The 21,066-nt window shown below is 70.0% G+C and carries 21 protein-coding genes; 10 read left to right on the forward strand and 11 right to left on the reverse strand.

Annotation, left to right across the window (positions count from 1 at the left end; translation table 11 throughout):
- Window positions 1-4: 4 nt before the first annotated feature.
- Window positions 5-865, reverse strand: a complete 861-nt coding sequence (gene ygfZ, locus MFF07_RS11090) for a CAF17-like 4Fe-4S cluster assembly/insertion protein YgfZ (RefSeq protein WP_147820577.1) — start codon at window positions 863-865, stop codon at window positions 5-7.
- An 89-nt stretch (window positions 866-954) separates the two neighbouring features.
- Here ygfZ and MFF07_RS11095 point away from each other — a divergent pair, with 89 nt between their 5' ends.
- Window positions 955-2,298 (forward strand): dihydroorotase, encoded by a 1,344-nt coding sequence (locus MFF07_RS11095; protein ID WP_147820575.1) that lies wholly within the window; start codon window positions 955-957, stop codon window positions 2,296-2,298.
- A gap of 112 nt (window positions 2,299-2,410) precedes the next feature.
- Here the strand turns inward: MFF07_RS11095 and MFF07_RS11100 are convergent, their stop codons facing one another.
- The 6 genes from MFF07_RS11100 to MFF07_RS11125 form a co-directional block, all read right to left on the reverse strand.
- Window positions 2,411-2,677 carry a hypothetical protein gene (locus MFF07_RS11100; RefSeq protein WP_238231910.1) on the reverse strand — a complete coding sequence of 89 codons (267 nt, stop codon included), beginning with the start codon at window positions 2,675-2,677 and terminating at the stop codon, window positions 2,411-2,413.
- Between the two features lie 152 nt (window positions 2,678-2,829).
- The gene (locus MFF07_RS11105; protein ID WP_147821633.1) at window positions 2,830-3,282 is read right to left on the reverse strand and encodes a TIGR02301 family protein; all 453 of its coding nucleotides are present in this window, start codon (window positions 3,280-3,282) and stop codon (window positions 2,830-2,832) included.
- 3 nt (window positions 3,283-3,285) lie between these two features.
- Window positions 3,286-3,735 (reverse strand): NUDIX hydrolase, encoded by a 450-nt coding sequence (locus MFF07_RS11110; protein WP_147820573.1) that lies wholly within the window; start codon window positions 3,733-3,735, stop codon window positions 3,286-3,288.
- A gap of 50 nt (window positions 3,736-3,785) precedes the next feature.
- Window positions 3,786-4,979, reverse strand: coding sequence for a hypothetical protein (locus MFF07_RS11115; protein ID WP_238231975.1), 1,194 nt, complete (start codon window positions 4,977-4,979; stop codon window positions 3,786-3,788).
- 77 nt (window positions 4,980-5,056) lie between these two features.
- A complete protein-coding gene (locus tag MFF07_RS11120; protein WP_147819030.1) occupies window positions 5,057-5,779 on the reverse strand; it encodes an SDR family NAD(P)-dependent oxidoreductase in 723 nt (240 codons plus the stop codon).
- A gap of 501 nt (window positions 5,780-6,280) precedes the next feature.
- The gene (locus tag MFF07_RS11125; RefSeq protein ID WP_187272643.1) at window positions 6,281-6,439 is read right to left on the reverse strand and encodes a hypothetical protein; all 159 of its coding nucleotides are present in this window, start codon (window positions 6,437-6,439) and stop codon (window positions 6,281-6,283) included.
- Window positions 6,440-6,710: 271 nt separating this feature from the next.
- Between MFF07_RS11125 and MFF07_RS11130 the strand changes: the two genes are divergently transcribed.
- Window positions 6,711-7,115 carry a PRC-barrel domain-containing protein gene (locus MFF07_RS11130; protein ID WP_147819009.1) on the forward strand — a complete coding sequence of 135 codons (405 nt, stop codon included), beginning with the start codon at window positions 6,711-6,713 and terminating at the stop codon, window positions 7,113-7,115.
- A 243-nt stretch (window positions 7,116-7,358) separates the two neighbouring features.
- On the opposite strand, the gene pdxH is transcribed toward MFF07_RS11130, so the two are convergent.
- Entirely contained in the window at window positions 7,359-7,985 is a 627-nt protein-coding gene (gene pdxH / locus MFF07_RS11135) for a pyridoxamine 5'-phosphate oxidase (protein ID WP_147819011.1), read from the reverse strand.
- 92 nt (window positions 7,986-8,077) lie between these two features.
- Between pdxH and MFF07_RS11140 the strand changes: the two genes are divergently transcribed.
- The 3 genes from MFF07_RS11140 to fabI all read left to right on the forward strand — a co-directional run bounded on the left by MFF07_RS11140 (window position 8,078) and on the right by fabI (window position 10,521).
- Window positions 8,078-8,560, forward strand: a complete 483-nt coding sequence (locus MFF07_RS11140; RefSeq protein ID WP_147819012.1) for an RT0821/Lpp0805 family surface protein — start codon at window positions 8,078-8,080, stop codon at window positions 8,558-8,560.
- Between the two features lie 97 nt (window positions 8,561-8,657).
- Window positions 8,658-9,584: a DnaJ C-terminal domain-containing protein gene (locus MFF07_RS11145; protein WP_147819014.1), complete on the forward strand. Its 927-nt coding sequence runs from the start codon at window positions 8,658-8,660 to the stop codon at window positions 9,582-9,584.
- 115 nt (window positions 9,585-9,699) lie between these two features.
- Complete coding sequence (gene fabI, locus MFF07_RS11150) at window positions 9,700-10,521, forward strand: enoyl-ACP reductase FabI (RefSeq protein ID WP_147819016.1); 822 nt, start codon at window positions 9,700-9,702, stop codon at window positions 10,519-10,521.
- 52 nt (window positions 10,522-10,573) lie between these two features.
- Here fabI and MFF07_RS11155 read toward each other — a convergent pair whose 3' ends face one another.
- Both MFF07_RS11155 and MFF07_RS11160 read right to left on the reverse strand, forming a co-directional pair.
- Window positions 10,574-11,728, reverse strand: coding sequence for an AAA family ATPase (locus MFF07_RS11155; RefSeq protein WP_147819018.1), 1,155 nt, complete (start codon window positions 11,726-11,728; stop codon window positions 10,574-10,576).
- 22 nt (window positions 11,729-11,750) lie between these two features.
- Window positions 11,751-12,638: a polyphosphate kinase 2 family protein gene (locus MFF07_RS11160; protein ID WP_147819020.1), complete on the reverse strand. Its 888-nt coding sequence runs from the start codon at window positions 12,636-12,638 to the stop codon at window positions 11,751-11,753.
- 100 nt (window positions 12,639-12,738) lie between these two features.
- On the opposite strand from MFF07_RS11160, the gene MFF07_RS11165 reads away from it, so the two are divergent.
- The 4 genes from MFF07_RS11165 (at window position 12,739) to MFF07_RS11180 (ending at window position 18,752) form a co-directional block, all read left to right on the forward strand.
- Window positions 12,739-13,335 carry a histidine phosphatase family protein gene (locus MFF07_RS11165; protein WP_147819022.1) on the forward strand — a complete coding sequence of 199 codons (597 nt, stop codon included), beginning with the start codon at window positions 12,739-12,741 and terminating at the stop codon, window positions 13,333-13,335.
- A 293-nt stretch (window positions 13,336-13,628) separates the two neighbouring features.
- The gene (locus MFF07_RS11170; protein ID WP_147819024.1) at window positions 13,629-17,717 is read left to right on the forward strand and encodes a Pls/PosA family non-ribosomal peptide synthetase; all 4,089 of its coding nucleotides are present in this window, start codon (window positions 13,629-13,631) and stop codon (window positions 17,715-17,717) included.
- Window positions 17,718-17,820: 103 nt separating this feature from the next.
- On the forward strand, window positions 17,821-18,240 hold the full coding sequence (locus MFF07_RS11175; RefSeq protein WP_147819026.1) for a VOC family protein: 420 nt from the start codon (window positions 17,821-17,823) through the stop codon (window positions 18,238-18,240).
- Window positions 18,241-18,278: 38 nt separating this feature from the next.
- On the forward strand, window positions 18,279-18,752 hold the full coding sequence (locus MFF07_RS11180) for an SRPBCC family protein (protein WP_147819028.1): 474 nt from the start codon (window positions 18,279-18,281) through the stop codon (window positions 18,750-18,752).
- 148 nt (window positions 18,753-18,900) lie between these two features.
- Here MFF07_RS11180 and MFF07_RS11185 read toward each other — a convergent pair whose 3' ends face one another.
- On the reverse strand, window positions 18,901-19,554 hold the full coding sequence (locus MFF07_RS11185) for an alpha/beta hydrolase (RefSeq protein ID WP_147080905.1): 654 nt from the start codon (window positions 19,552-19,554) through the stop codon (window positions 18,901-18,903).
- 290 nt (window positions 19,555-19,844) lie between these two features.
- On the opposite strand from MFF07_RS11185, the gene MFF07_RS11190 reads away from it, so the two are divergent.
- Window positions 19,845-21,017, forward strand: a complete 1,173-nt coding sequence (locus MFF07_RS11190; protein ID WP_238231913.1) for a cysteine desulfurase family protein — start codon at window positions 19,845-19,847, stop codon at window positions 21,015-21,017.
- Window positions 21,018-21,066: the final 49 nt, after the last annotated feature.

Here is a 21,066-nt window from a genome sequence, read left to right on the forward strand (position 1 = left end):
GGCGTCAGCCCGCTGCCGCCGCGGCATCGGCCGGGAAGGCGAAAGTGGCGAAGGCCGGCTTCTCGACACCGGCCAATAAACCGCCGGCGCGCACCGGCTCTCCGGTGGCGAGGGCGTCGCCGAGGCGGTCGAGGCGGATCGCGGCGAGCCCGCGCCCTCCGGCGGCGCTGCCCGTGGTGCCGAGATTCTTCTGCCCGGCCGTCACCTCGCTGCCGGCGGGGGCGGCCTCACCGTCGCTGTAGACTAGCGGCACGATACGGGTGCGGGCGGTGCCGCGGTGCTGCATGCGCGAGACCACCTCCTGGCCGACATAGCAGCCCTTGCGGAAATCGACCCCGCCGATCTGGTCCATCAGCGCCTCGTGCGGAAAGGCGTCGCCGAAGGCGAAGTCGCGCCCGCCTTCTGGCACGCCGAGGGCGATGCGATGGGCGTGGTAATACTGCTCGGTGGCATCCGCCGAGAACGCGCCCTCCGAAAAGTAGAGGCGTACGCCGAGCTGCGACAGGCGCCCATCGGCGAAGCGCGGCACCTCGGCGCTGGTCTCGGCACCGTCCCAGGCGGCGCCGACGCCCTGGGACGGATCGACCGCGATCGTGACCTTGGCGCGCAGCTTGTAGAGGGTCAGGCGCTTGACGAGGGCCGGCACCTGCTCGGCCGCCACGTCGAGGCGGAACGCTTCGGGTCCGGCGCGCGAGACCAGGAAATCGAACTGGATCTTTCCCTGCGGGGTCAGCAGGGCGCCGAGGCGGGCCTCGCCCTCGGGCAGGGTCTCGACGTTGCAGGTGAGGATGCCCTGCAGGAAGGAGGTCGCCGGCTCGCCGGTGACCGTGACGACGGCGCGGTCCGGCAGCAATGCGATCGGCATGAGGCCTCCTGAATGGCGCCGCACCCATTTGCGCGCGGCCAGCGGCTGACATAAGCCGCCCGGCAGTGAGCCTCAATGTGGAGCGGCCGGTGACGGAGACGCCTTTCGATCTCGTGCTGACGGGCGGCACGGTGGTCAACCACGATGGCGAGACCCGGGCCGATCTCGGCATCCGGGCCGGCCGCGTCGCCGCCATCGGCGATCTATCCCGAGCGCAGGCCGTCGAGACGCGCGATTGCACCGGCCTGCACCTGCTGCCCGGCGTGATCGACAGCCAGGTCCACTTTCGCGAGCCGGGACTCGACCACAAGGAAGATTTGGAGTCCGGCTCGCGCGCAGCCGTGATGGGCGGCGTGACGGCGGTGTTCGAGATGCCGAACACCAACCCGCTGACCACGAGCGCCGCGGCGCTCGCCGACAAGGTCGGCCGCGCACATCACCGGATGCATTGCGACTTCGCCTTCTGGGTCGGCGGCACGCACGAGAACGCCGATCAGGTCGCCGACCTCGAGCGGCTGCCGGGCGCCGCCGGCATCAAGATTTTCGTGGGTTCCTCGACCGGCGCGCTGCTGGTGGAGGACGATGCCGGGGTGCGCGAAATCCTGAAACGCATCCGCAGGCGCGCCGCCTTCCATTCGGAAGACGAGCCGATGCTGCGCGAACGCAAGGATCTTCGGATCTCCGGGGATCCGTCCTCGCATCCGGTCTGGCGCTCACCCGAAGTCGCGGTGAAGGCGACGCGGCGCCTGATCGCGCTGGCCCGCGAGACCGGCGCGCGCATCCACATCCTGCACATCTCGACCGCCGACGAGATGCCGATCCTGGGCGAGGCAAAAGACCTCGTGAGCGTCGAGGTGACGCCGCATCACCTGACGCTGGACGGCAGCGAGGCCTATGCCCGCCTCGGCACGCTGGTGCAGATGAACCCGCCGGTGCGCGACGCCGCCCATCGCGACGGGATCTGGCGGGGGCTGACCCAGGGCATCGCCGACGTGCTCGGCTCGGACCACGCCCCGCATACGCTGGAGGAGAAGGCCAAGCCCTATCCGGACTCGCCCTCCGGCATGACCGGGGTGCAGACGCTGGTGCCGATCATGCTCGACCACGTCGCGGCCGGGCGGCTCTCGCTCGCACGCTTCGTCGACCTGACCAGCGCCGGGCCGAAGCGGCTGTTCGGGATCGCGCGCAAGGGCCGGCTGGCGGTGGGCTACGATGCCGACGTGACCGTGGTCGACCTGAAGCGCCGCGAAAAAATCCGCAACGACTGGATCGCTTCGAAATGCGGCTGGACGCCCTATGACGGCGTCACCGTCACCGGCTGGCCGGTCGGCACGCTGGTGCGGGGCATCCCCGTCGTGTGGCAGGACGAACTCGTAACGCCGTCGCGCGGCGAAGCCGTCGTGTTCGAAGAGGCCCTGCATCCGCTTTCGTGACGCAGAGACCGGATCCGGGCCGGATCATTCTGAAGACCCGGGATGCAGCGAAGCGTATCCCGGCAGGGAAGCCTCAGTGGATACCTGAGCGATCGGCCCGGCGAACGACGTCCTAATGATGAAGCGTCGTCGTGAAGCCGCCGGCGCGGATGCGCTCCGGCAGGCCTTCGGCGTAGGTCGCCGTGGCGTCTTCGCCATAGGTGGCAACAAGTTCCTGGAAGGCCGCGAACAGCGCGGCCTGCGCCATGCAATCCCCGTCGAGTCCGTCGAGACAGCCCTCCGCGAAGGCTTCGGTGACGAGGCCCAAGGCGACGCGCTTGTCATCGCTGTCGACGTCGAAGGTTTCGGCGGCGGTTTCCTGGAGCATGGTCTCGCGCATGTTTCGGGCCGATCCGTTGTCCGGCGAAGCATCGAGACGATAGGATGCTTGGGCGGTGGCGACCAGCGGGGAATTGCGAAGAGGTTAACGTTGACGCTGCGATTGGAGCGATCGTCGTAACCAAGCGGTGACGTGGCCTTTCGGCAACAGGATCACCCGCCGAAGCGGCCGGCGATGCCGTGTGACAGGCGTTCGCCCTCGCCGAGATAGCGGTTGGTGGCCTCGGCCGCCGAGGGTGTGCAGACCCGGTAGGTCAGGGCGTAGCCGCGGTAGCCGCGGTTGTAGGCACCGGCGAGCCGGTCACGGCGGTTCGGCGTAACTCCTTCGGATTCCAGGATGGATTTCATCCGCGTGGGCCATTCGGCGGCATCGCCCGCCTCGCAGAGGCCGCGCAGGAAGGCCAGAGCGCCGATGATCTCGGAGAGGCGTAGCAGGTCGCGGTCGTAGGGGGCCGGCGGCGGCTCGGCAGGCGGCGGAGGCTCCTTGTCCGGAGCCTTCTGCTGAGGCTGCGGACGCACCGGTGCGCCGCGCTGCTGGGCGAGGGCCGTGGCGGCCGGAGCGCCGGCAAGCAGCGCCGACAGCAGGATCGGGCCGAGGCGGCGGATCACCTAAACGCCTCCATTTACACGGGAAATCGCCTCGGCCAGCGTGCCCGCGAGACCCGGCGTGGTCTCCAGTTCGGCGATGTCGTCGAGCCGTACCCAGCGTACGTCGAGAGCCTCGGGACCGGGTTTCGGCTCGCCGGAGAGCCAGGTCGCGGCATGGGGGTGGATGACGAAGTGGTGGCGCAGGCGCCCGGCCTCGTCGCGCAGGATGATCTCGGTGGGCGTCAGGCTGGTGCCGACGACTGCGGCGACCACGCCAACCTCTTCCTGCAACTCACGAATTGCCGCATCCGCCAACGGTTCTCCGGCCTCGACGAGGCCTCCCGGCAGCGTCCAGACGCCTTGCATCGGTGGGTTGGCGCGGGCGGCAAGCAGGACCAAGCCGTCACGGACCACGGCGATCGAGACGCCGATATAGGGACGGGTCGGAAACAGCCGGTCGTCATTGGTCATGGATAATCCTGGTGATGACCGTGCATGCGCCAGGGTTTGTACCGGGGCATTCATCGCGGCAGGTTTCCCGGCAGATTCGCGGGGACGATCGCCAACCGGCCGTCGGCGAGGCCGACGAGCACGCGAGCCCGCCCGCCACGCCCGAGCGCCGCGACACCGAGCGCCGCCGGACCCGGCAGCAGGATTCGCGTCCGCTCCTCGATGCCGCCCGTCAACGAGACGATCGCGAGCGTGCCGCGGTCGGCCGCGGGGAGGGCGAGGGTTGCCGGCTTGCCGCGCTCGCCCGGAATCACCGCGGCGAGGTCGAGGTCGGCACTGGGGCCGGCATAGCCCGGCGCTTCGGCGGCGAGGGTGAGGGCGCCGCCGGCATAGGACCAGAGCTGCAGCACGCCGCCGCCGTCGGCCTCGCGGATCGTCGCGACCTGGGGGCGGCCACCGCCCGAGAAGTCGGCGATGCCGGCGATGGCGAGTAGCGTGCCGCCGGCCTGCGGCGGCGTGCGTGCGACGAGGCTCCAGGCACCCGCAGCGTCTTTGGGAGCGTCCTTGGCGACGTCCTTGGCGGCAAGGACCAGCGCGGAGGCGGCGCCCGGCCCGGCGGTGACGGCGAGCACCGCCGGCTTGCCGTCGAGCGTCGCGATGCGCGGCCGGCGGACGGTGGCGAAGGCGGCGCCGGGTCCCGGCGTCAGCGTGACGCTCGCCACCGGCACCGCCGTCGGCTCGCTGGGGGTGCCGACGGGCTGGCGCTCGCGGATCGTCAGGCCCGCGGCGTCGGCAGCCCCCGACAGGTAGGCGCTGAGCGGCCCGGACAGTGCCCGGCGCGTGCCCGGCACCGCGCCGCGCGGCATCTCGGAGGCGACGAGCCCCTCCACCGCCTCGGCCCCGATCAGCGTGGTCTTCACGGTGTCGCCGTCGAGGCTGAGCACGGCCCCGCCGCCCTCGCCCCAGACCACGGCCACCGGCGCGACCTCGAACGCGTCCGGCTCCGGCGGGGGCGCGGCCTTCGGGTCGGCGCTCGCAGGTTTCGGCCGGGCGATCGGCAGCAGGCCCGAGGTCGAGACGGCGAGCGCCACCTCGCTGCCGGGGCCGCGCATCGCCTTGACGGGGAAGGGCAGGTCGACGATCGCGACCCCGCCCGCCGTCTCGGCGGCTGCGGCCGGACCGGCCAGCGCAAGCAGCAGGGCGGCGAGGAGGCCCGCGCGTCCGCCGTCCCTGCGAGCCGAAGGCGAAGCAAACGAGGGCCGCAGGCGCGGAGTCGGCGACGCAACCCCGGATTGCCTCGCTACGCGCGCGATGAGGGGAAGAGAGCCGAGCGACCGCACCCTCAAACGTGCTGCCCGCCGTTGATGTGCAGTTCCGCCCCGTTCACGTAGGACGAGGCCTCGGTGCAGAGGAAGTAGATCGCCTTGGCGACCTCGTCCGGCGTGCCGAGGCGGCGCTGCGGAATCTTCTTCACGATCTCGTCGGTGCCCGGCGACAGGATCGAGGTGTCGATCTCGCCGGGCGAGATCGCGTTCACGCGTACGCCGAGCGGTCCGAAATCCTCGGCCATCTCACGGGTCAGGCCGGCCAAAGCCGATTTCGAGGTGCCGTAGGCGGCGCCCGCGAAGGGGTGGACGCGTGAACCGGCGATCGAGGTGACGTTGACGATGGAGCCCTTGGCCCGGGCCAGCTCCTCGCGCATGCCCTGGGCCAGTAGCATCGGGGCGAAGAAGTTGACCTGAAACACCCGCGCCCAGGTGGTGTAGTCGGTGCCGAGGGCACCGAGGCGCTGGCCCTCGGGCCCCTTCGGCGAAATGCCGGCATTGTTGACGAGGGCGTGCAGCATGCCGCCCTCCGCCTCGAGCCGTCCCGCGACCTCGCGCACGCCGCGGATCGTGTCCTCGGCATCGGCGAGGTCGACCTGGAGATGGTCCTCGGGACCCATTTCCCATGGGCAGTTCTCGGGGAAAGGGTGGCGCGAGCAGGTGATGACGCGCCAGCCCGCGGCGGAAAAGCGCTTCACGGTGGCGTGGCCGATCCCACGGCTCGCGCCGGTGAGCAGCATGACGCGCCGACGATCGTTGGACTGGGCCAAGGCCGCTCCTTCAGTCCCGGCACGCGAACCGCCAAGGCCGCGGCGCCCGCACGGACGGCAACAGGTCTATGACGCGCGAGACCGGAAATCCAGCACCCTACCGCGTTGCAGCGATCGGTAGGGATGAGGATTGGAACGGGTGGAGAGAGCAGGGCCGGGCCCGAGGGCGATGGATCGTGAAACGCCTTGGGTTCACGATCCATCGCCACCCTTCCCGGACGCATGCAGCCAAGCGGAATGCGATCCGGGATCCAGCGGGAAAACAGCCGCGTAGCGGCTCCGAGTCCCGAATGCGCTCAGAGATGAGGACGCTTAGCGAGTCTTGCGCTGGATCCCGGATCGCATTCCGCTGACGCTCCATGCGTCCGGGAAAAGGAGCGGATAGGCTATCGGCCCTGCAGCCCGCACTGCAGGCGCTCCGAAAAGCCGCCGCGCCGACGGCGTCGGCGCGGCGGCTTTCGTGCAGAGCGGCTACGGCTTCGGCGCGTCCGGCTTCGGCGCATCGGGCGAGGCCGGCGGCGGGGTCGTCGGCGCGGTGCTCACGGGCGGCGGCGGGGGAGCCTTCTTCTCGTCCTTGCATCCGGCGAGGGCAAAGACCCCGATCAGCGGCAACAGGTAGCGGATTTTCACGACGCACCTCCTCATTCCGAGACGAGAGGAACGTTCTGCCGGCCGAAACGGTTCGGTGCCGGGTTGCCGGCGGCTCCGCCCCCATATCTCCGCGCCCATGTCCGCCCCAATGGGCCGACGCTCGGCACGGCGTTCGAGCGCCGGCAACAGATCCGGCTACCGCTGCAGCGGCCATGTTAAAAAGATTCACATTCTGGCGCAGCCGACGGAACGAACGGCCGGACATAGCCATTTCCAGCCGCCCATCGGGTCTCAAGGAGACACACAGACAATGCGCCGTATCGCCCTCGCCGCCCTGGCCGCGACCCTGCTCGCCTCGCCCGTCCTCGCCGAGAGCGCCAAGCCCGTCGCGCCCCCCGCGGCCGTGAAGTTCGCCCCCGTGCCGCCGGAGGCCGTCCTCAGCTACAACCTGATCGGCCTCAACGTCGTCGACGGCACCAACAGCAACGTCGGCGAGATCAAGGATCTCACCATCGAGCATGGCAAGCTGTCGGGCTTCATCCTGTCGGTCGGCGGCTTCCTCGGCCTGGGCGAGCGCTACGTCTCAGTCGATCCGACCTCGGTCGGCCTGACCTACGACGAGAGCGCCAAGAAGTGGGTCGCCTCGATCAACGCGACCAAGGAGGCCCTGAAGGCTGCGCCGGAGTTCAAGTACGAAGGCAAGTTCAAGCACTGAGCTTTCGGCCGGCCGGGAGAGCGTTCTGCGCTCTCCCGGCTTCTCGGGCTTCGCTCCGAACCCGTCTCTCATCTTTGCGAATGTAGCGAAGCGATCCAGACCGTTTCCGGTCGATTCCTTCAATTTGCCACGCTCCCTTCCCTGGACGGGTGGAGCGTCAACGGAACCCGATCCGGGGTCCGGCATGACGGCGTCGCGAAGCGTCGAAACGTCCGTGCCGTTCAAATCCAGCCGCTGCCGCGATCAGGGATACAGCCGCGACCGGCTCCAGCCCGCGCCGTCCCGCGAAAACCGCACGCGGTCGTGCAGGCGGAAATCGCCGTTCTGCCAGAACTCCATCTGCACGGGATCGATGCGGAAGCCCGTCCAGTTCTCCGGCCGCGGGATCGGGCCGTCGTCGTAGCGTTCCGACAGGGCCGCGACTTCGGCCATCAGCGTCGGCCGGTCGGCGAGCGGGCGCGACTGCCGGCTGGCGATGGCGCCGATGCGGCTGTCGCGGTGGCGGCTGGCGAAGTAGGCGTCGGCCTCCTCCGGCGTCACCGGCGCGATCGGGCCGCGGGCGCGGATCTGCCGGCGCAGAGATTTCCAGTGAAGCACCACCGCCGCCTGTGGATTGCGGGCAAGCTGGCCGCCCTTCGCGGATTCCACGTTGGTGTAGAAGACGAGCCCGCGCGGGTCGGCGCCCTTCAGGAGCACCATGCGCACGTCGGGCAGGCCGTCGGCGTCGGCAGTGGCGAGCGCCATGGCGTTGGCGTCCTCGGGTTCCGCGGCCGTGGCTTCAGTCATCCAGGCGGAAAACAGCGGCCAGGGATCTCGCGCAAGCGTGAAGTCCGCAGGCACCCCAAGCTCATCGTCTCTTAACGGATCCACGGTCTACTCCCTCGCAGTGACATCCGTGTCGGGGGGGTACCGGCGTGGAGCACCGACACGTCGGTCACGTATGTCTCGCGAGTTCAGGTGTAATGCGTTTTCGCGACTGTAAAGCCCTCAACGGGCCGACGCCGGGTGCGCTCGTCGTCGCGGGCCTGATCCTGTCGGGGCTCTGCGCCTGCAGCGGGCCGATCCTGTCGTTCGGGGTCGACGCCAAGCCGGAGCTGCCGCACGAGCCGACCAGCACCGGCAGCATCGCCAAGCCGCCGACCAGCTTCGGCAAGGATCTCGGCGAGGAGGATTGGCGGCGGGCGCATGCCGCGCTCTCCGTCGCCCTCGATCCGCAGGGCAACGGCAAGCCGGTGAAGTGGGACAACCCCGAGACCGCCATGCGCGGCTCGGTGAACCCCACCGGCCTGCCCTACGTCTCCAACGACGAGATCTGCCGCGATTTCCTCGCCTCCGTGGTGGCACCCGCCACGAGCCGCTTCGTGCGCGGCACCGGCTGCAAGCCCTCGGGCGGCGGCTGGGCGCTGAAGCGTCTCAAGGCGGCGCCCAAACCGGCGGCGACCTGATCGCCGCCGTTGCGGTTGGGCAACGACATTCCCACGTTGAAGGGCTGATCACGAGGTCGTATCCGTACGGCCGGATTTCTCTTGGAAACGACCCCGGATGCGGAACCCCTACGACGTGCTCGGCGTGCCGAAGGGCGCGAGCGAGGCGGAGGTCAAGAAGGCCTTCCGCAAGCTCGCCAAGGCCTATCACCCCGACAGCAACAAGGACCCGAAGGCCAAGGAGCGCTTCGCCGAGGCGAACACCGCCTACGAGGTGCTGGGCGACAAGGACAAGCGCGGCCAGTTCGACCGCGGCGAGATCGACGGCGACGGAAAGCCGCGCGCCACCGGCTTCGAGGGGTTCTCGGGCTTCGGCGGCGGCCGCGGCGGTCCCGGCGGCTTCGACTTCGAGAACGCGCAGCGCGGCCGCGGCCCGGCCGGCGGCATGGGCGAGGACATCTTCTCCACGCTGTTCGGCGAGGCGTTCCGCGCAGGCGGCGCCGGGCCTGGTCCGGGACGCGGGCCGGCGCGCGGCGAGGATGTCGCGGCGGAGCTCTCCGTCACCCTGGAGCAGGTGGCGAGCGACGAGAAGCTGCGCCTGACCCTGCCGGGCGGGCGCGGCGTCGACGTGATGATCCCCAAGGGCGTGGTCGACGGCCAGACCATCCGGCTGCGCGGCCTCGGCGGCGGGGGCGGCCCGCGCTCGGAGCCGGGCGACGCGCTCCTCACCATCCGGATCAAGCCGCACGACCGCTTCAAGGCGGAGGGCGCGGACCTGCGCGTCACCGTCGACCTCGCGCTGGAAGATGCCGTGCTCGGCGGGGCGCTGCGCGTGCCGACGCTCACCGGCGCGGTCGAGATGAAGATTCCCGCCATGACGAGTTCCGGCCGTTCCTTCCGGTTGCGCGGAAAGGGCCTGCCGAAGAAGGACGGCGCGCGGGGCGACCTCATCGCCACCACCGCCATCGTCCTGCCGGCCGACGCGGACGCGGCTTTGGCCGATTACGCGCGGCAGCGGCGCGAGGCGAAGGCCGGCACGGCCTGAGCCGACACCCTGTGGCTGCACGAGGCTTTCCCCTGGCTTAGGCCTCCGCTAAGGATGCCGGCCGCATGGTCGACCCTCGGGTCGGGCGGCGGTGCGGACCTCATCAGGGTGGAACATGTCGGACGGAACCGGTTTGCTGGCAGGCAAGAACGGGCTGGTGCTCGGGGTGGCCAACAACCGCTCGATCGCCTGGGGCATCGCGAAGAGCGCAGCCGCGCACGGTGCCAAGCTCGCCTTCACCTACCAGGGTGACGCGCTGAAGAAGCGCGTCGAGCCGCTGGCGAAGGAGCTGGATGCCCACGTCGTCGGCCATTGCGACGTCACCGACCCGGCCTCGATCGACGCGGTCTTCGCGCGTACCGCCGAGGTCTTTCCCGAGGGCATCGACTTCGTCGTCCACTGCATCGCCTTCTCCGACAAGGACGAGCTGACCGGGCGCTACGTCGAGACCTCGGAGGCGAACTTCACCAAGTCGCTGCTGATCTCCTGCTACTCGTTCACGGCGATCGCCCAGCGCGCCGAGAAGCTGATGCCGAACGGCGGCTCGCTGCTCACGCTGACCTATTACGGCGCCGAGAAGTGGATGCCGCACTACAACGTGATGGGCGTCGCCAAGGCCGCGCTCGAAGCGTCGGTGCGCTACCTCGCCGCCGACCTCGGCCCCTCGAAGATCCGCGTCAACGCGATCTCGGCCGGCCCGATCAAGACGCTCGCCGCCTCCGGCATCGGCGATTTCCGCTACATCCTGAAGTGGAACGAGTACAACGCGCCGCTGCGCCGAACCGTCACCATCGACGAGGTCGGCGAGACGGCGGCCTATCTCGTCTCCGACATGTCCCGCGGCATGACCGGCGAGATTCTTCACGTGGATGCCGGCTATCACGTGGTGGGCATGAAGAACCCCGACGCGCCGGATCTGGCGCTCGACAGGGACTGATTCCTTTTGGGTTCGGATGCGCGGCTTCGCTGCGCATCCGGGATGTGCCCAATCAGTCCTCTTCGTCCTCCGAAAAATCCCCGGCGAGCCGCAGCCCCTCGATCCAGGTCGCGCCGTCGCGCTTGACCACGATGCGGGGCCGGACCCCGCCGAGCTCGGCGATGGCCTGCGCCAGCCGCTCGGAATGGGTGACGAGCCAGACCTGCGTGCGCTCGGACGCACGCACGATCATCCGCGCCAGCGGCTCCATCAGGTCCGGGTGCAGGCTGGTCTCCGGCTCGTTCAGCGCGATGAAGGGCGGCAGCCGGTAGGCGAGCAGCGCTCCGGCGAGCGCGAGATAGCGCAGCGTGCCGTCCGACAGTTCAGAGGCCGCGAAGACCCGCTTCGGATAGTCTGAAAAGATCAGGCCGAAGCTGGCGTCGCGGTCGGGCGGCGGGATGACGAGGCGCGCGCCGGGGAAAGCGTGGTCGACCGCTTCGTCGAGATCGGCCGTGTCCTGCCGGATATGCTTCAACGTCGCGAACACCGCGGCGAGGTCCGAGCCGTCGGAGGCCAGCGTCGGCGTCGTCACCGCGAGGCAAGGCCGGCGCAGGGCCGAGGCGGCGTCGGTGCGGAAGTCGTGGTGGAAGCGCCAGGCGGCCATGGCCTGGCGCACGATCGCGATCTCGGGGAAGCGCATCGCGTCCTGCAGGGCGCCGAGCGCGGTCTCGGTGGCGAGCAGCGAGCTGCCGAACGGCCGTTTCCGGCCGTCCTCGTCGCGCACGAAGCCGGACGGGCCGTCCCGGCTCAGCGCAACCACCGGGCGCAGGCCCGTCTGCAGCGTCAGGCGCTCCGCCTTGACCTGTGGCTCCAGCGCGAAGGCGGCGCCGTGGATCCCGTCGCCGGATTGCGGAACGAGGCCGACCGCGACTTCGTATCCGAAGGAATGCCCGATCGCGTCGTCGGCCAGGGTCGCCGACAGGTGGACGCGCGCCGGCGCGCCGACCCTGCGCCGGCCGGCCCAGAGCACCGATTCCATCCCGCCCTCGGCCGCGAGCGCCCGCGTCAGCACGCCGTCGGCGGCGGCCTGGAGTAGTTCGAGGGAGCGATAGAGATTGGTCTTGCCGGCCCCGTTGCCGCCGATGAACACCCCGAGGCCGTCCACCGGGAAACGGATCCGCTCGAGCGAGCGGTAGCCGGAGACGGCGATCTCACGGACGGCGAGCATGGACGAGCCTCCGGCGGGTCGATCAATCCGAAACCGTCAAACCCGCGATCCCCGGCTTCGGCTCCGGGAACTGCGGGTCCATCGCCTCCAGCGTGTCGGCGACGGTCCGGGCGATGGCGAGGTTGCGGTACCATTTGCGGTTGGCCGGAACGACGTGCCAGGGCGCGTAGGGCGTCGAGCAGCGCGAGAGCGCGTCGGTGAAGGCGGACTGGTAGGCGTCCCAGGACTTGCGCTCGACGAGGTCGGCCGGATCGAACTTCCAGTGCTTGTCCGGCTCGACGAGGCGCGATTCCAGGCGCTCCTTCTGCTCCTCCTTCGAGATGTGCAGGAAGAACTTGAGCACGGTGACGCCCGAGAGCGTCAGCAGCCGCTCGAAATCGTTGATCAGCCCGTAGCGCTCGCGCCAGATTTTTTCGGGTACGAGATCCTTCACCCGCACCGCCAGGACGTCCTCGTAATGGCTGCGGTTGAACACGCCGATCAGGCCGCGCCCGGGCACCTTGGCGTGGTAGCGCCAGAGAAAATCCTGATCGAGCTCCTCCGCGCTCGGCACCTTGAACGACCAGACCCGGCAGCCCTGCGGGTTCACGCCCTGGAAGACGTTGCGGATGGTGCCGTCCTTGCCGCCGGTGTCGATCGCCTGGAACACCACGAGCAGGCTGCGCCTGTGCTCGGCATAGAGCCGCTCCTGCAGCGCGCTGATGCGCGTACGCTCCGCCTTCAAGGCCTCCCCGGCCGCCTCCTTCTCGAAGCCGCCGTCCGAGGCCGGATCCACCGAGGCGAGGTCGAAGCTCCGGCCCGGCACCACCGTGACGATGCCCGGCGCGGCGCGCGGACGATCCTGCCATGGTGTCGCATCGGCGGATGCGGGGGTTGCGGCGCGGTGGCGCTTGCCGTGCTTCTTCGTCATGGGAAAAGTCGGATCCTGACAGGTTTTCGCAACGCGAAGGTTGCAGGCTATCGGAGGTGGCGGCCGAGGTCCAAGGCCGAGCCGGGCCAGAGGAGATGCGGTGAAGCCGAAATCGGCGATCTGGTTCGTGCGTCACGGCCAGACCGACTGGAATGCGCAAAGGCGCCTCCAGGGCCAGCGCGACATCGACCTCAACGCCACCGGCCTCGCGCAGGCGGCGGAGGCGGCCGCGCGCCTGCGCGCCGTCGCGGGGGAGGGGCTGAACGATGCCGCCTTCGTCGCGAGCCCGCTGGTCCGCACCCGGCACACCATGGAGATCCTGCGCCGCACGCTGGACCTGCCGCCCTCCGGCTACCGCACCGATCCGCGCCTCAGGGAGATCGGCTTCGGCGCCTGGGAAGGGTCGACCTGGGCCGAGATCCGGCGCTGGGACCCCTCCGGCGCGGCGGCCCGCGACCGCGACCGCTGGAACTACCAGCCGAAGGGGCAGGGCGCCGAGAGCTACGCCATGCTCACGGGCCGCGTCGCCGCCCTCGTCGCCGAACTCGACGGCCCGACGGTGCTCGTCGCCCATGGCGGCGTCGCCCGCGCGGTGCTGGTGGCGCTGGGCCACGTCGACAGCTACGCCGCCCCGCGGCTCGGCATCCGCCAGGGCAGCATCCTGGTGATCGAGCCGGAGGGTTGGCGCTGGGCGTGAAGCCGCGCCTTCCGACCCCGCCATTCCCCGAAACACCTTCCGCTGACGCTCCAGGCGTCCGAGACGGGGGCGGAGCCTGCGATGCCATGGTTCGGTATCCCGCATGATCCGTCCCGGCATTCAACGCCGGTTCAAGCGGCCCATGGAACCGTGCTAGGCGACCGGCACGGGGATCACGCCCCCGTGACGGCAAGATCCGGTCGCAGAATGGCCCCGCGCGCCGGCCAAGCTCTACCCGAGCCGACTTGAGACGAGAGGGCCGATCCCTGGCGGGAGCGGCAGCGAAGATTCGGATGAGCACACTCGCCGAGACGAGCCGGGGGCGGCAGGGCAGCACGCCTCCCGACGGGATCACGGGCAAGGCCGTCTTGCGCGGCGAGTCCCGGCCGGACCTGATCCGCGACGAAGTCCTGGCCGACATCTTTCGCGCCAGCGCCGAGGCGCGGCCGGGACATCCGTGCCTGATCGACGGCGCCGCGCGGGATGGGGACGGCCGCCATCCGTCGCTGACCTATGCCGAGGTCGACGCCCGCTCCGATGCGGTCGCCGCGGCCTTGGCCGATCGCGGCATCGGTCCCGGCGCGGTGGTCGGCCTCTGGATGGCGCGCGGGCCGGAACTGCTGATCGCGCAGATCGGCATCACCAAGTCCGGCGCCGCTTGGCTGCCCTTCGACGCCGAGGCCCCGGCCGACCGCGTCGGAATCTGCCTCACCGACGCAGCGGCGAAGGCGCTGATCGTCTCCGAGGCGCTGAAGGCCGGCGCGCCCGACGCAGCGCCCGTCGTCACCACCGAAGCCCTGCTGCACGACGTGCCGGAGGGTGCGCCCGCGCCGGACCTCAAGGCCCTGCGCCTGACGCCGGAGCATCCGGCCTACCTGATCTACACCTCGGGCTCGACCGGCGTGCCCAAGGGCATCGTGATCAGCCACGCCAACATCTGCCACTTCCTGCGGTCCGGAAACGCGCTCTACGGCATGCGGGCCGACGACGTGGTGTTCCAGGGCGCATCCGTCGCCTTCGATCTCTCGATGGAGGAGATCTGGGTTCCCTATCTCGTCGGCGCGAGCCTGTTCGTCGCGACGCCGACGATGATGGGCGACGTCGAGACCCTGCCCGGCATCATCGCGGAAGCCGGCGTCACGGTGCTCGACACGGTGCCGACGCTGCTCGCCATGATCACCGGCGATCTGCCCGAGGTCAGGCTGGTGCTGCTCGGCGGCGAAGCCCTGCCGGAGCCGCTGGTCGGCCGCTGGGCGGTGAACGGCCGCCAGCTCTTCAACACCTACGGCCCGACCGAGGCCACGGTGGTGGCCACCGCCGCCGAGATGCGCCCGGGCGAGCCCGTCACCATCGGCGGCCCGATCGCCAACTATTCCGTCTACGTCGCCGACGAAGCCCTGAACCTGCTCGATCCCGGCCAGCAGGGCGAGTTGCTGATCGGCGGCCCCGGCGTCGCCAAGGGCTACCTGCAGCGGCCCGAGCTGACGGCGGAAAAGTTCGTCGCCAACCCCTTCGCGACGGGGGGCATCGATCCGGTGCTCTACCGCTCGGGCGACGCGGTCTCGCTGGACGCCGAGGGACGCATCGCCTTCCACGGCCGCATCGACGACCAGGTCAAGGTGCGCGGCTTCCGGGTCGAGCTCGGCGAGATCGAGACGCGGATCCGGGCCGAGGCCGGCATCAACCAGGCCGCCGTCGTGCTGCGGGGCGACGACGGCGTCGACCGGCTCGTGGCCTTCCTGGTGCCGGACCGCGGGATCACGATCGACGCGCCGGCCCTGCGAAAATCGCTGGCCGCGCAGCTGCCGCCCTACATGGTGCCGGGCCATTTCGAGACCGTCGAGACGCTGCCGCGGCTGACCTCGGGCAAGGTCGACCGCAAGGCGCTGAAGGCCGCCCCGCTCACCGTCACGGTGGTAGCGGGCGAGCAGGAGGAGCCGAGGAACGACACCGAGGCCGCGCTCCTCGCCGCGGCGAAAAAGGCGTTCGGCGAACAGCCGATCGGCTTCGAGGCGGACTTCTTCGCCGATCTCGGCGGCCACTCGCTGCTGGCGGCCCGCTTCGTCGGCGCCGTGCGCGACACGCCGGTGCTCGCGGCCATGACCATCCGCGACGTCTACGCCCACCGCACACTCCGGGCGATGTCGGACGACCTGATCGCGCGCTTCGGCGGCGTCGGCACGGACGTCGCCGTGCGCGACCTGAGCTTCGCACCGCCGCCGCTGCTGCGCCGGGCGCTCTGCGGCCTCGCCCAGGCCATCGCGCTGCCCTTCGTGATCGCGCTGGCGACCTCGCAATGGCTCGGCATCTTCGTGACCTACCTGCTGCTCACCGGCGGCGGGCTCGGCTTCTTCGAAGAGCTCGGCGTGCTGCTCGCTGTCTATATCGGCCTCGTGCTCGGCACCGGCGCCATCGCCATCGCGGCGAAGTGGATCCTGCTGGGGCGGACCAAGCCCGGCCGCTACCCGCTCTGGGGCCAGTATTATTTCCGCTGGTGGTTGGTCTCGCGGCTGTCGCCGCTGGTCCACGTGAAGTGGCTCCAGGGCTCGCCGGCGATCGTCTGGTACCTGCGCCTGATGGGCGCCAAGATCGGCCGGGACGCGCTGATCTCGGAACTCGTCGTCGGCGCGCCCGATCTTCTCACCGTCGGCGCGGACGCGACGCTGGGCGGCCACAACGTCGTCGCCAACGCGGAAGTCGTCGGCAACGAGCTCGTCATCGGCACCGTCAGCATCGGCCGCGACGTCGTCACCGGCGCGTCCTGCGTGTTCGGACCGGACACGGTGGTGGGCGACTTCGCCCAGCTCGCCGACCTGACGACCGTGCCCGAGGGCACCGTGATCGGCGAGGCCGAGGCCTGGGACGGCTCGCCCGGCCGCAAGGTCGGCATGGTCGACGTCGCGAGCCTGCCGGAGCCGGCCTATGCCTCGCCGGCCCGCCGGTTCTGGCTCGGCGCGGCCTACCTGCTCCTCGTCACCATCGTGCCATCGGTCGGGCTGCTGCCGATCTTCCCGGCCTTCTTCGTGTTCGACCAGATCAGCGACTCGCTCTCGAACGTCACCGACATCGACTACCACTGGTACCTGCCGCTGCTCACCTGGCCGACCGCCATGCTGATGACGGCGAGTTCGGTCATGGTGATCGCGCTGATGCGCTGGGTGCTGGTGCCGCGGCTGCGCACCGAGACCTACTCGGTCCACTCGGTGTTCTACCTGCGCAAATGGACCCTGGCGCTCGCCGTCGAGGTGACGCTGGAGATGCTCTCCTCGCTCTTCGCCACGGTCTACATGCGGGCCTGGTACCGCATCATGGGCACGCGGATGGGCAAGGGCTCGGAGATCTCGACCAACCTCTCCGGCCGCTACGACATCGTCGACATCGGCCCGAACAACTTCCTGGCCGACGAGGTCATCATCGGCGAGGAGGAGATCGTCCGCGGCTGGGTCGAGACCAAGCCGGTCACGACCGGCGCGCGGGTCTTCATCGGCAACGAGGCCGTGGTGCAGCCCGGCGCGATCATCCCGGACGACGTGCTGATCGGCATCAAGTCGAAGGCGCCGTCCAACGCCGAGATGTCGCCCGGCGACACTTGGTTCGGCTCGCCGCCGATCAAGCTGCCGACACGGCAGCGGGTCGACCTCGGCGAGATCGGCAAGACCTACGAGCCCGGCATCGGGCCGAAGCTGCGGCGCGGCCTGTTCGAGGCGTTCTCGACCTCGTTCTCGCCGATGCTGTACCTGACGCTCGCGGTCTGCGGCATCGACTACTACTTCTACCCGGCCATCCTCGCCGAGAACTGGAGCGGGCTGGCGATCAGCTTCGTCGTGGTCAGCGTCGCCTTCGCCTTCATCCAGACGGCCGCGGTGATCGGGCTGAAATGGGCGCTGATGGGCACCTACAAGCCCGGCATGCGCCCGATGTGGTCGTGGTTCGCCATGCGCACCGAGGCGATCGCGGTGGCCTATTGGGGGCTCGCCGGAAAGGTGCTGCTCGAACACATGATGGGCACGCCGTTCCTGCCCTGGATGCTGCGGCTCTTCGGCGTGAAGATCGGCCAGGGCTGCTGCCTGTTCACCACCGACGTCACCGAGTTCGACTGCGTGACGATCGGCGACTACGTCACCGTCAACCGTGTCTCGGCGGCGCAGACCCATCTCTACGAGGACCGGATCATGAAGGTCGGCCGTGTCGAGATCGGCAACGGCGTCTCGATCGGCTCCTTCGCCACCGTGCTCTACGACGCCAAGGTCGGCGACTTCGCGCGGCTCCGGCCCCTCACCATCGTCATGAAGGGCGAGACGATTCCGGCACATAGCGAGTGGGAGGGCGCGCCGCCGGTGCCGGTGACGCGCGCGCCGGCCGAGGCGAAGCAGGCGGCCTGAGAGGCTCCGGCAAAAAAATCGTGAAAAGCCTGTCGGGATGGCCCTGCTTCGGTCGTCCTGGGATCGGACCGGCGAGACGGCCGAGCACGAGAGGAGCCCGACGATGAGCGACCACCCGCACGCCACGCCCCCGAAGGACATCACCAAGGGCGGCGTCGTCGCATACCTGCAGGTCGACGGCGCCCTCAAGGCGGCCGCGTTCTACGCCCGCGCCTTCGGGGCCGAGACCGCCTACGTCATCCCGCCGGACGACAAGGGCCGGACCATGCACGTCCATCTGCACATCAACGGCTCGTCGGTGATGCTCGGCGACGCCTATCCGGAATACGGCCACCCGCTCCTGCCGCCGCAGGCCTTCAACCTGACCCTGATGATCGACGACATCGCGCCGTGGTGGGACCGTGCCGTGGCCGCCGGCTGCAGCGTCGTGGTGCCGGTCGCCGACATGTTCTGGGGCGACCGCTACGGCCAGCTCCGCGACCCGTTCGGCGTGATCTGGGCGCTCAACCAGCCGCTCGGCTGAGCAGCACCGCGGCCACCTGACAGGACGGAGACATACCCATGACCGATACCGCCGACACCGCGGAACGCGACCTCGTGCTCACGCGGCTGATCGCGGCGAGCCCGGCCGCGCTCTACCGCTGCTGGACCGAGCCGGAGCTGATGAAGCAGTGGTTCACGCCCGCGCCCTGGACCACGATCCACGCCGAGACCGACGTCCGCCCCGGCGGCGCGAGCCTCGTCGTGATGCGGGGACCGGACGGCACCGAATTCCCGAATCGCGGGGTCTATCTCGAGGTCGTGCCGAACGCGCGGCTCGTCTTCACCGACGCCTACGTCTCGGCCTGGGAGCCCTCGCAGAAGCCGTTCATGACGGTGATCCTGACCTTCGAGCCCGAGGACGGCGGCACCCGCTACACCGCCCGCGCCCGCCACTGGACCGCCACCGACCGCGAGGCCCACGAAGGGATGGGTTTTCACGAGGGGTGGGGGAAGGCTGCGGATCAGCTCGCGGCTTTGGCAGCGACGCTGTAGGGGCGGGCACCAAGCCCTCCCCCCTCTGCGGGGGAGGGTGGCCCGCGAAGCGGGTCGGGAGAGGGGTGCGCCGGGTCCGGAGAGGTCGTTCCCCTCTCCCGCCTGCTCCGCAGGCACCCTCTCCCGCATAGGGGAGAGGGTTCTGGTGCTACGCCGCCTTCGCAGGCCCCAGCCGCTTGTCGAGATAGGTGTCCACCGTCTGCGTCAGCTCGTCGACCTTGCCGTCGAAGAAGTGGTTGGCGCCCTCGACCATCTGGTGCTCGATGATGACGCCCTTCTGGACCTTCACCTTCTCGATCACCGGCATGACCTCGCGGGCCGGGGCGACCCGGTCCTCGGAGCCGTGCACGAACAGGCCGGAGGAGGGGCAGGGGGCGAGGAAGGTGAAGTCGTAGCGGTTGGCCATGGCCGCGATCGAGATGAAGCCCTCGATCTCGGGGCGGCGCATCAGCAGCTGCATGCCGATCCAGGAGCCGAAGGAGACGCCGGCGATCCAGCAGGCCTTGGCCTCGGGGTTGACCGACTGGACCCAGTCGAGGGCGGACGCCGCATCCGACAACTCGCCCGAGCCGTGATCGAACGCGCCCTGGCTGCGGCCGACGCCGCGGAAGTTGAAGCGTAACGCTGCGAATCCGCGATTCGCGAACGTATAGAACATGTTGTAGACGATCTGGTTGTTCATCGTGCCCCCGAACTGGGGGTGCGGATGCAGCACGATTGCGATCGGCGCGCCCTTCTTCTTGGGCGCCTGGTAGCGGCCTTCGAGGCGACCGGCCGGACCGGTGAAGATGACTTCGGGCATGATGTCCTCGGGCGGAGCGTCCGATCGCCTCCGCTCTGCGAAAAGCCGGCGGGACCCCCGATCCGGGCGCATCTCGCAACGCCTTGACTCGGTCCGCCAGCTTCGTACAAGCGGCTTAGAATAATTCTAGGCGATTAGAAGCATTCTAAAGAAGAAGCCGCTTGAGGCGGCCCCGTCGTTGCAGGTGTTGCGTGGCAGCGCCTTAGCACGGTGACGGGGGGCGAAAGCAAGAATTTCGAGCACGGGGTTCGGCCGGCGCGACGAAATCGAGCGATCGAGAACCAGACAGGATGACCGCAGCAGCCCGCAGCTACCTCGACCACAACGCCACGTCTCCGGCTCGTCCGGAGGTGGCGGCGGCGGTCGCGCATGCGCTGGCGCTACCCGGCAACCCGTCTTCGATCCATGCCGAAGGCCGCGCCGCCCGCGCCGTGCTCGACGCCGCCCGCGACGCCCTCGCCGCCCTCGTCGGCGCGAAGCCGACGCAGGTCACCTTCACCAGCGGCGGCACCGAGGCTGCGAACGCCGTGCTCTCGGGCGCCCTGCGCCGCACCGGCCGGCCGGCGCCGACGCGGCTGCTGATCTCCGCGACCGAGCACCCTTGCGTCTCCGCCGGCCACCGCTTTTCGCCGGACACCGTCGAAGTGCTGCCCGTCGACGAAGCGGGCGTCCTCCGGCTCGACATGCTGCGCGAGCGGCTGGCCGCGCTCGCCGGCGAGAGCCTGCTGATCTCGGTCCACGCCGCCAACAACGAGACCGGTGTGGTCCAGCCGCTGGCCGAGATCGTCGCGCTGGCCAGGGGGCATGGGCAGGCGCTGGTTCACAGCGACGCCGTGCAGGCGGTCGGCAAGATCCCCCTCGACATGGTCGCGCTCGGCCTCGATGCGCTGACCTTGTCGGGTCACAAATTCGCGGCGCCGAAGGGCGTCGGCGCGCTGGTGCTCGCCGAGGGCGTCGTGCTCGAATCCGCCTTCGTGCGTGGCGGCGGCCAGGAAGCGCGCCTGCGCTGCGGCACCGAGAACCTTTTGGGTATCGCCGGCATGGGGGAGGCGGCGCGGCGCGCGCAGGCCGATCTCGCCGACGAAGGCGCGCGGCTCGCCGGCCTTCGCGACGCGCTCGAAGCCCAGGTGCTGGCGCTCGCGCCGGACGCCGTCGTGTTCGGGGAGGGCGCCCCACGCCTGCCGAACACCCTGAGCTTCGCGCTTCCGGGCCTGGAGGCCGCCACCGCACTGATCGCCTTCGATCTCGCCGGCGTCGCGGTCTCGTCGGGCTCGGCCTGCTCGTCGGGCAAGGTGGCGCGCTCGGCCACGCTCGCGGCCATGGGCGTGAATCCTGCGGTGGCCGCGGGGGCGTTGCGCGTCAGTTTCGGCTGGAATTCCACGGACGCGGATGCGGCACGCTTCCTCACGGCCTTCGAACGGGTCGTGTCGTCCCTATATCAGCGGAGAGGGCAGGCGGCATGACGCGCGCCTCCCACCGTCATCTCGAAAATACGCCGGCCGTTCGGCCCGG

Origin of the sequence: Methylobacterium thuringiense, from assembly GCF_022179645.1 — a bacterium.
Taxonomy (GTDB): Bacteria; Pseudomonadota; Alphaproteobacteria; order Rhizobiales; family Beijerinckiaceae; genus Methylobacterium; species Methylobacterium thuringiense.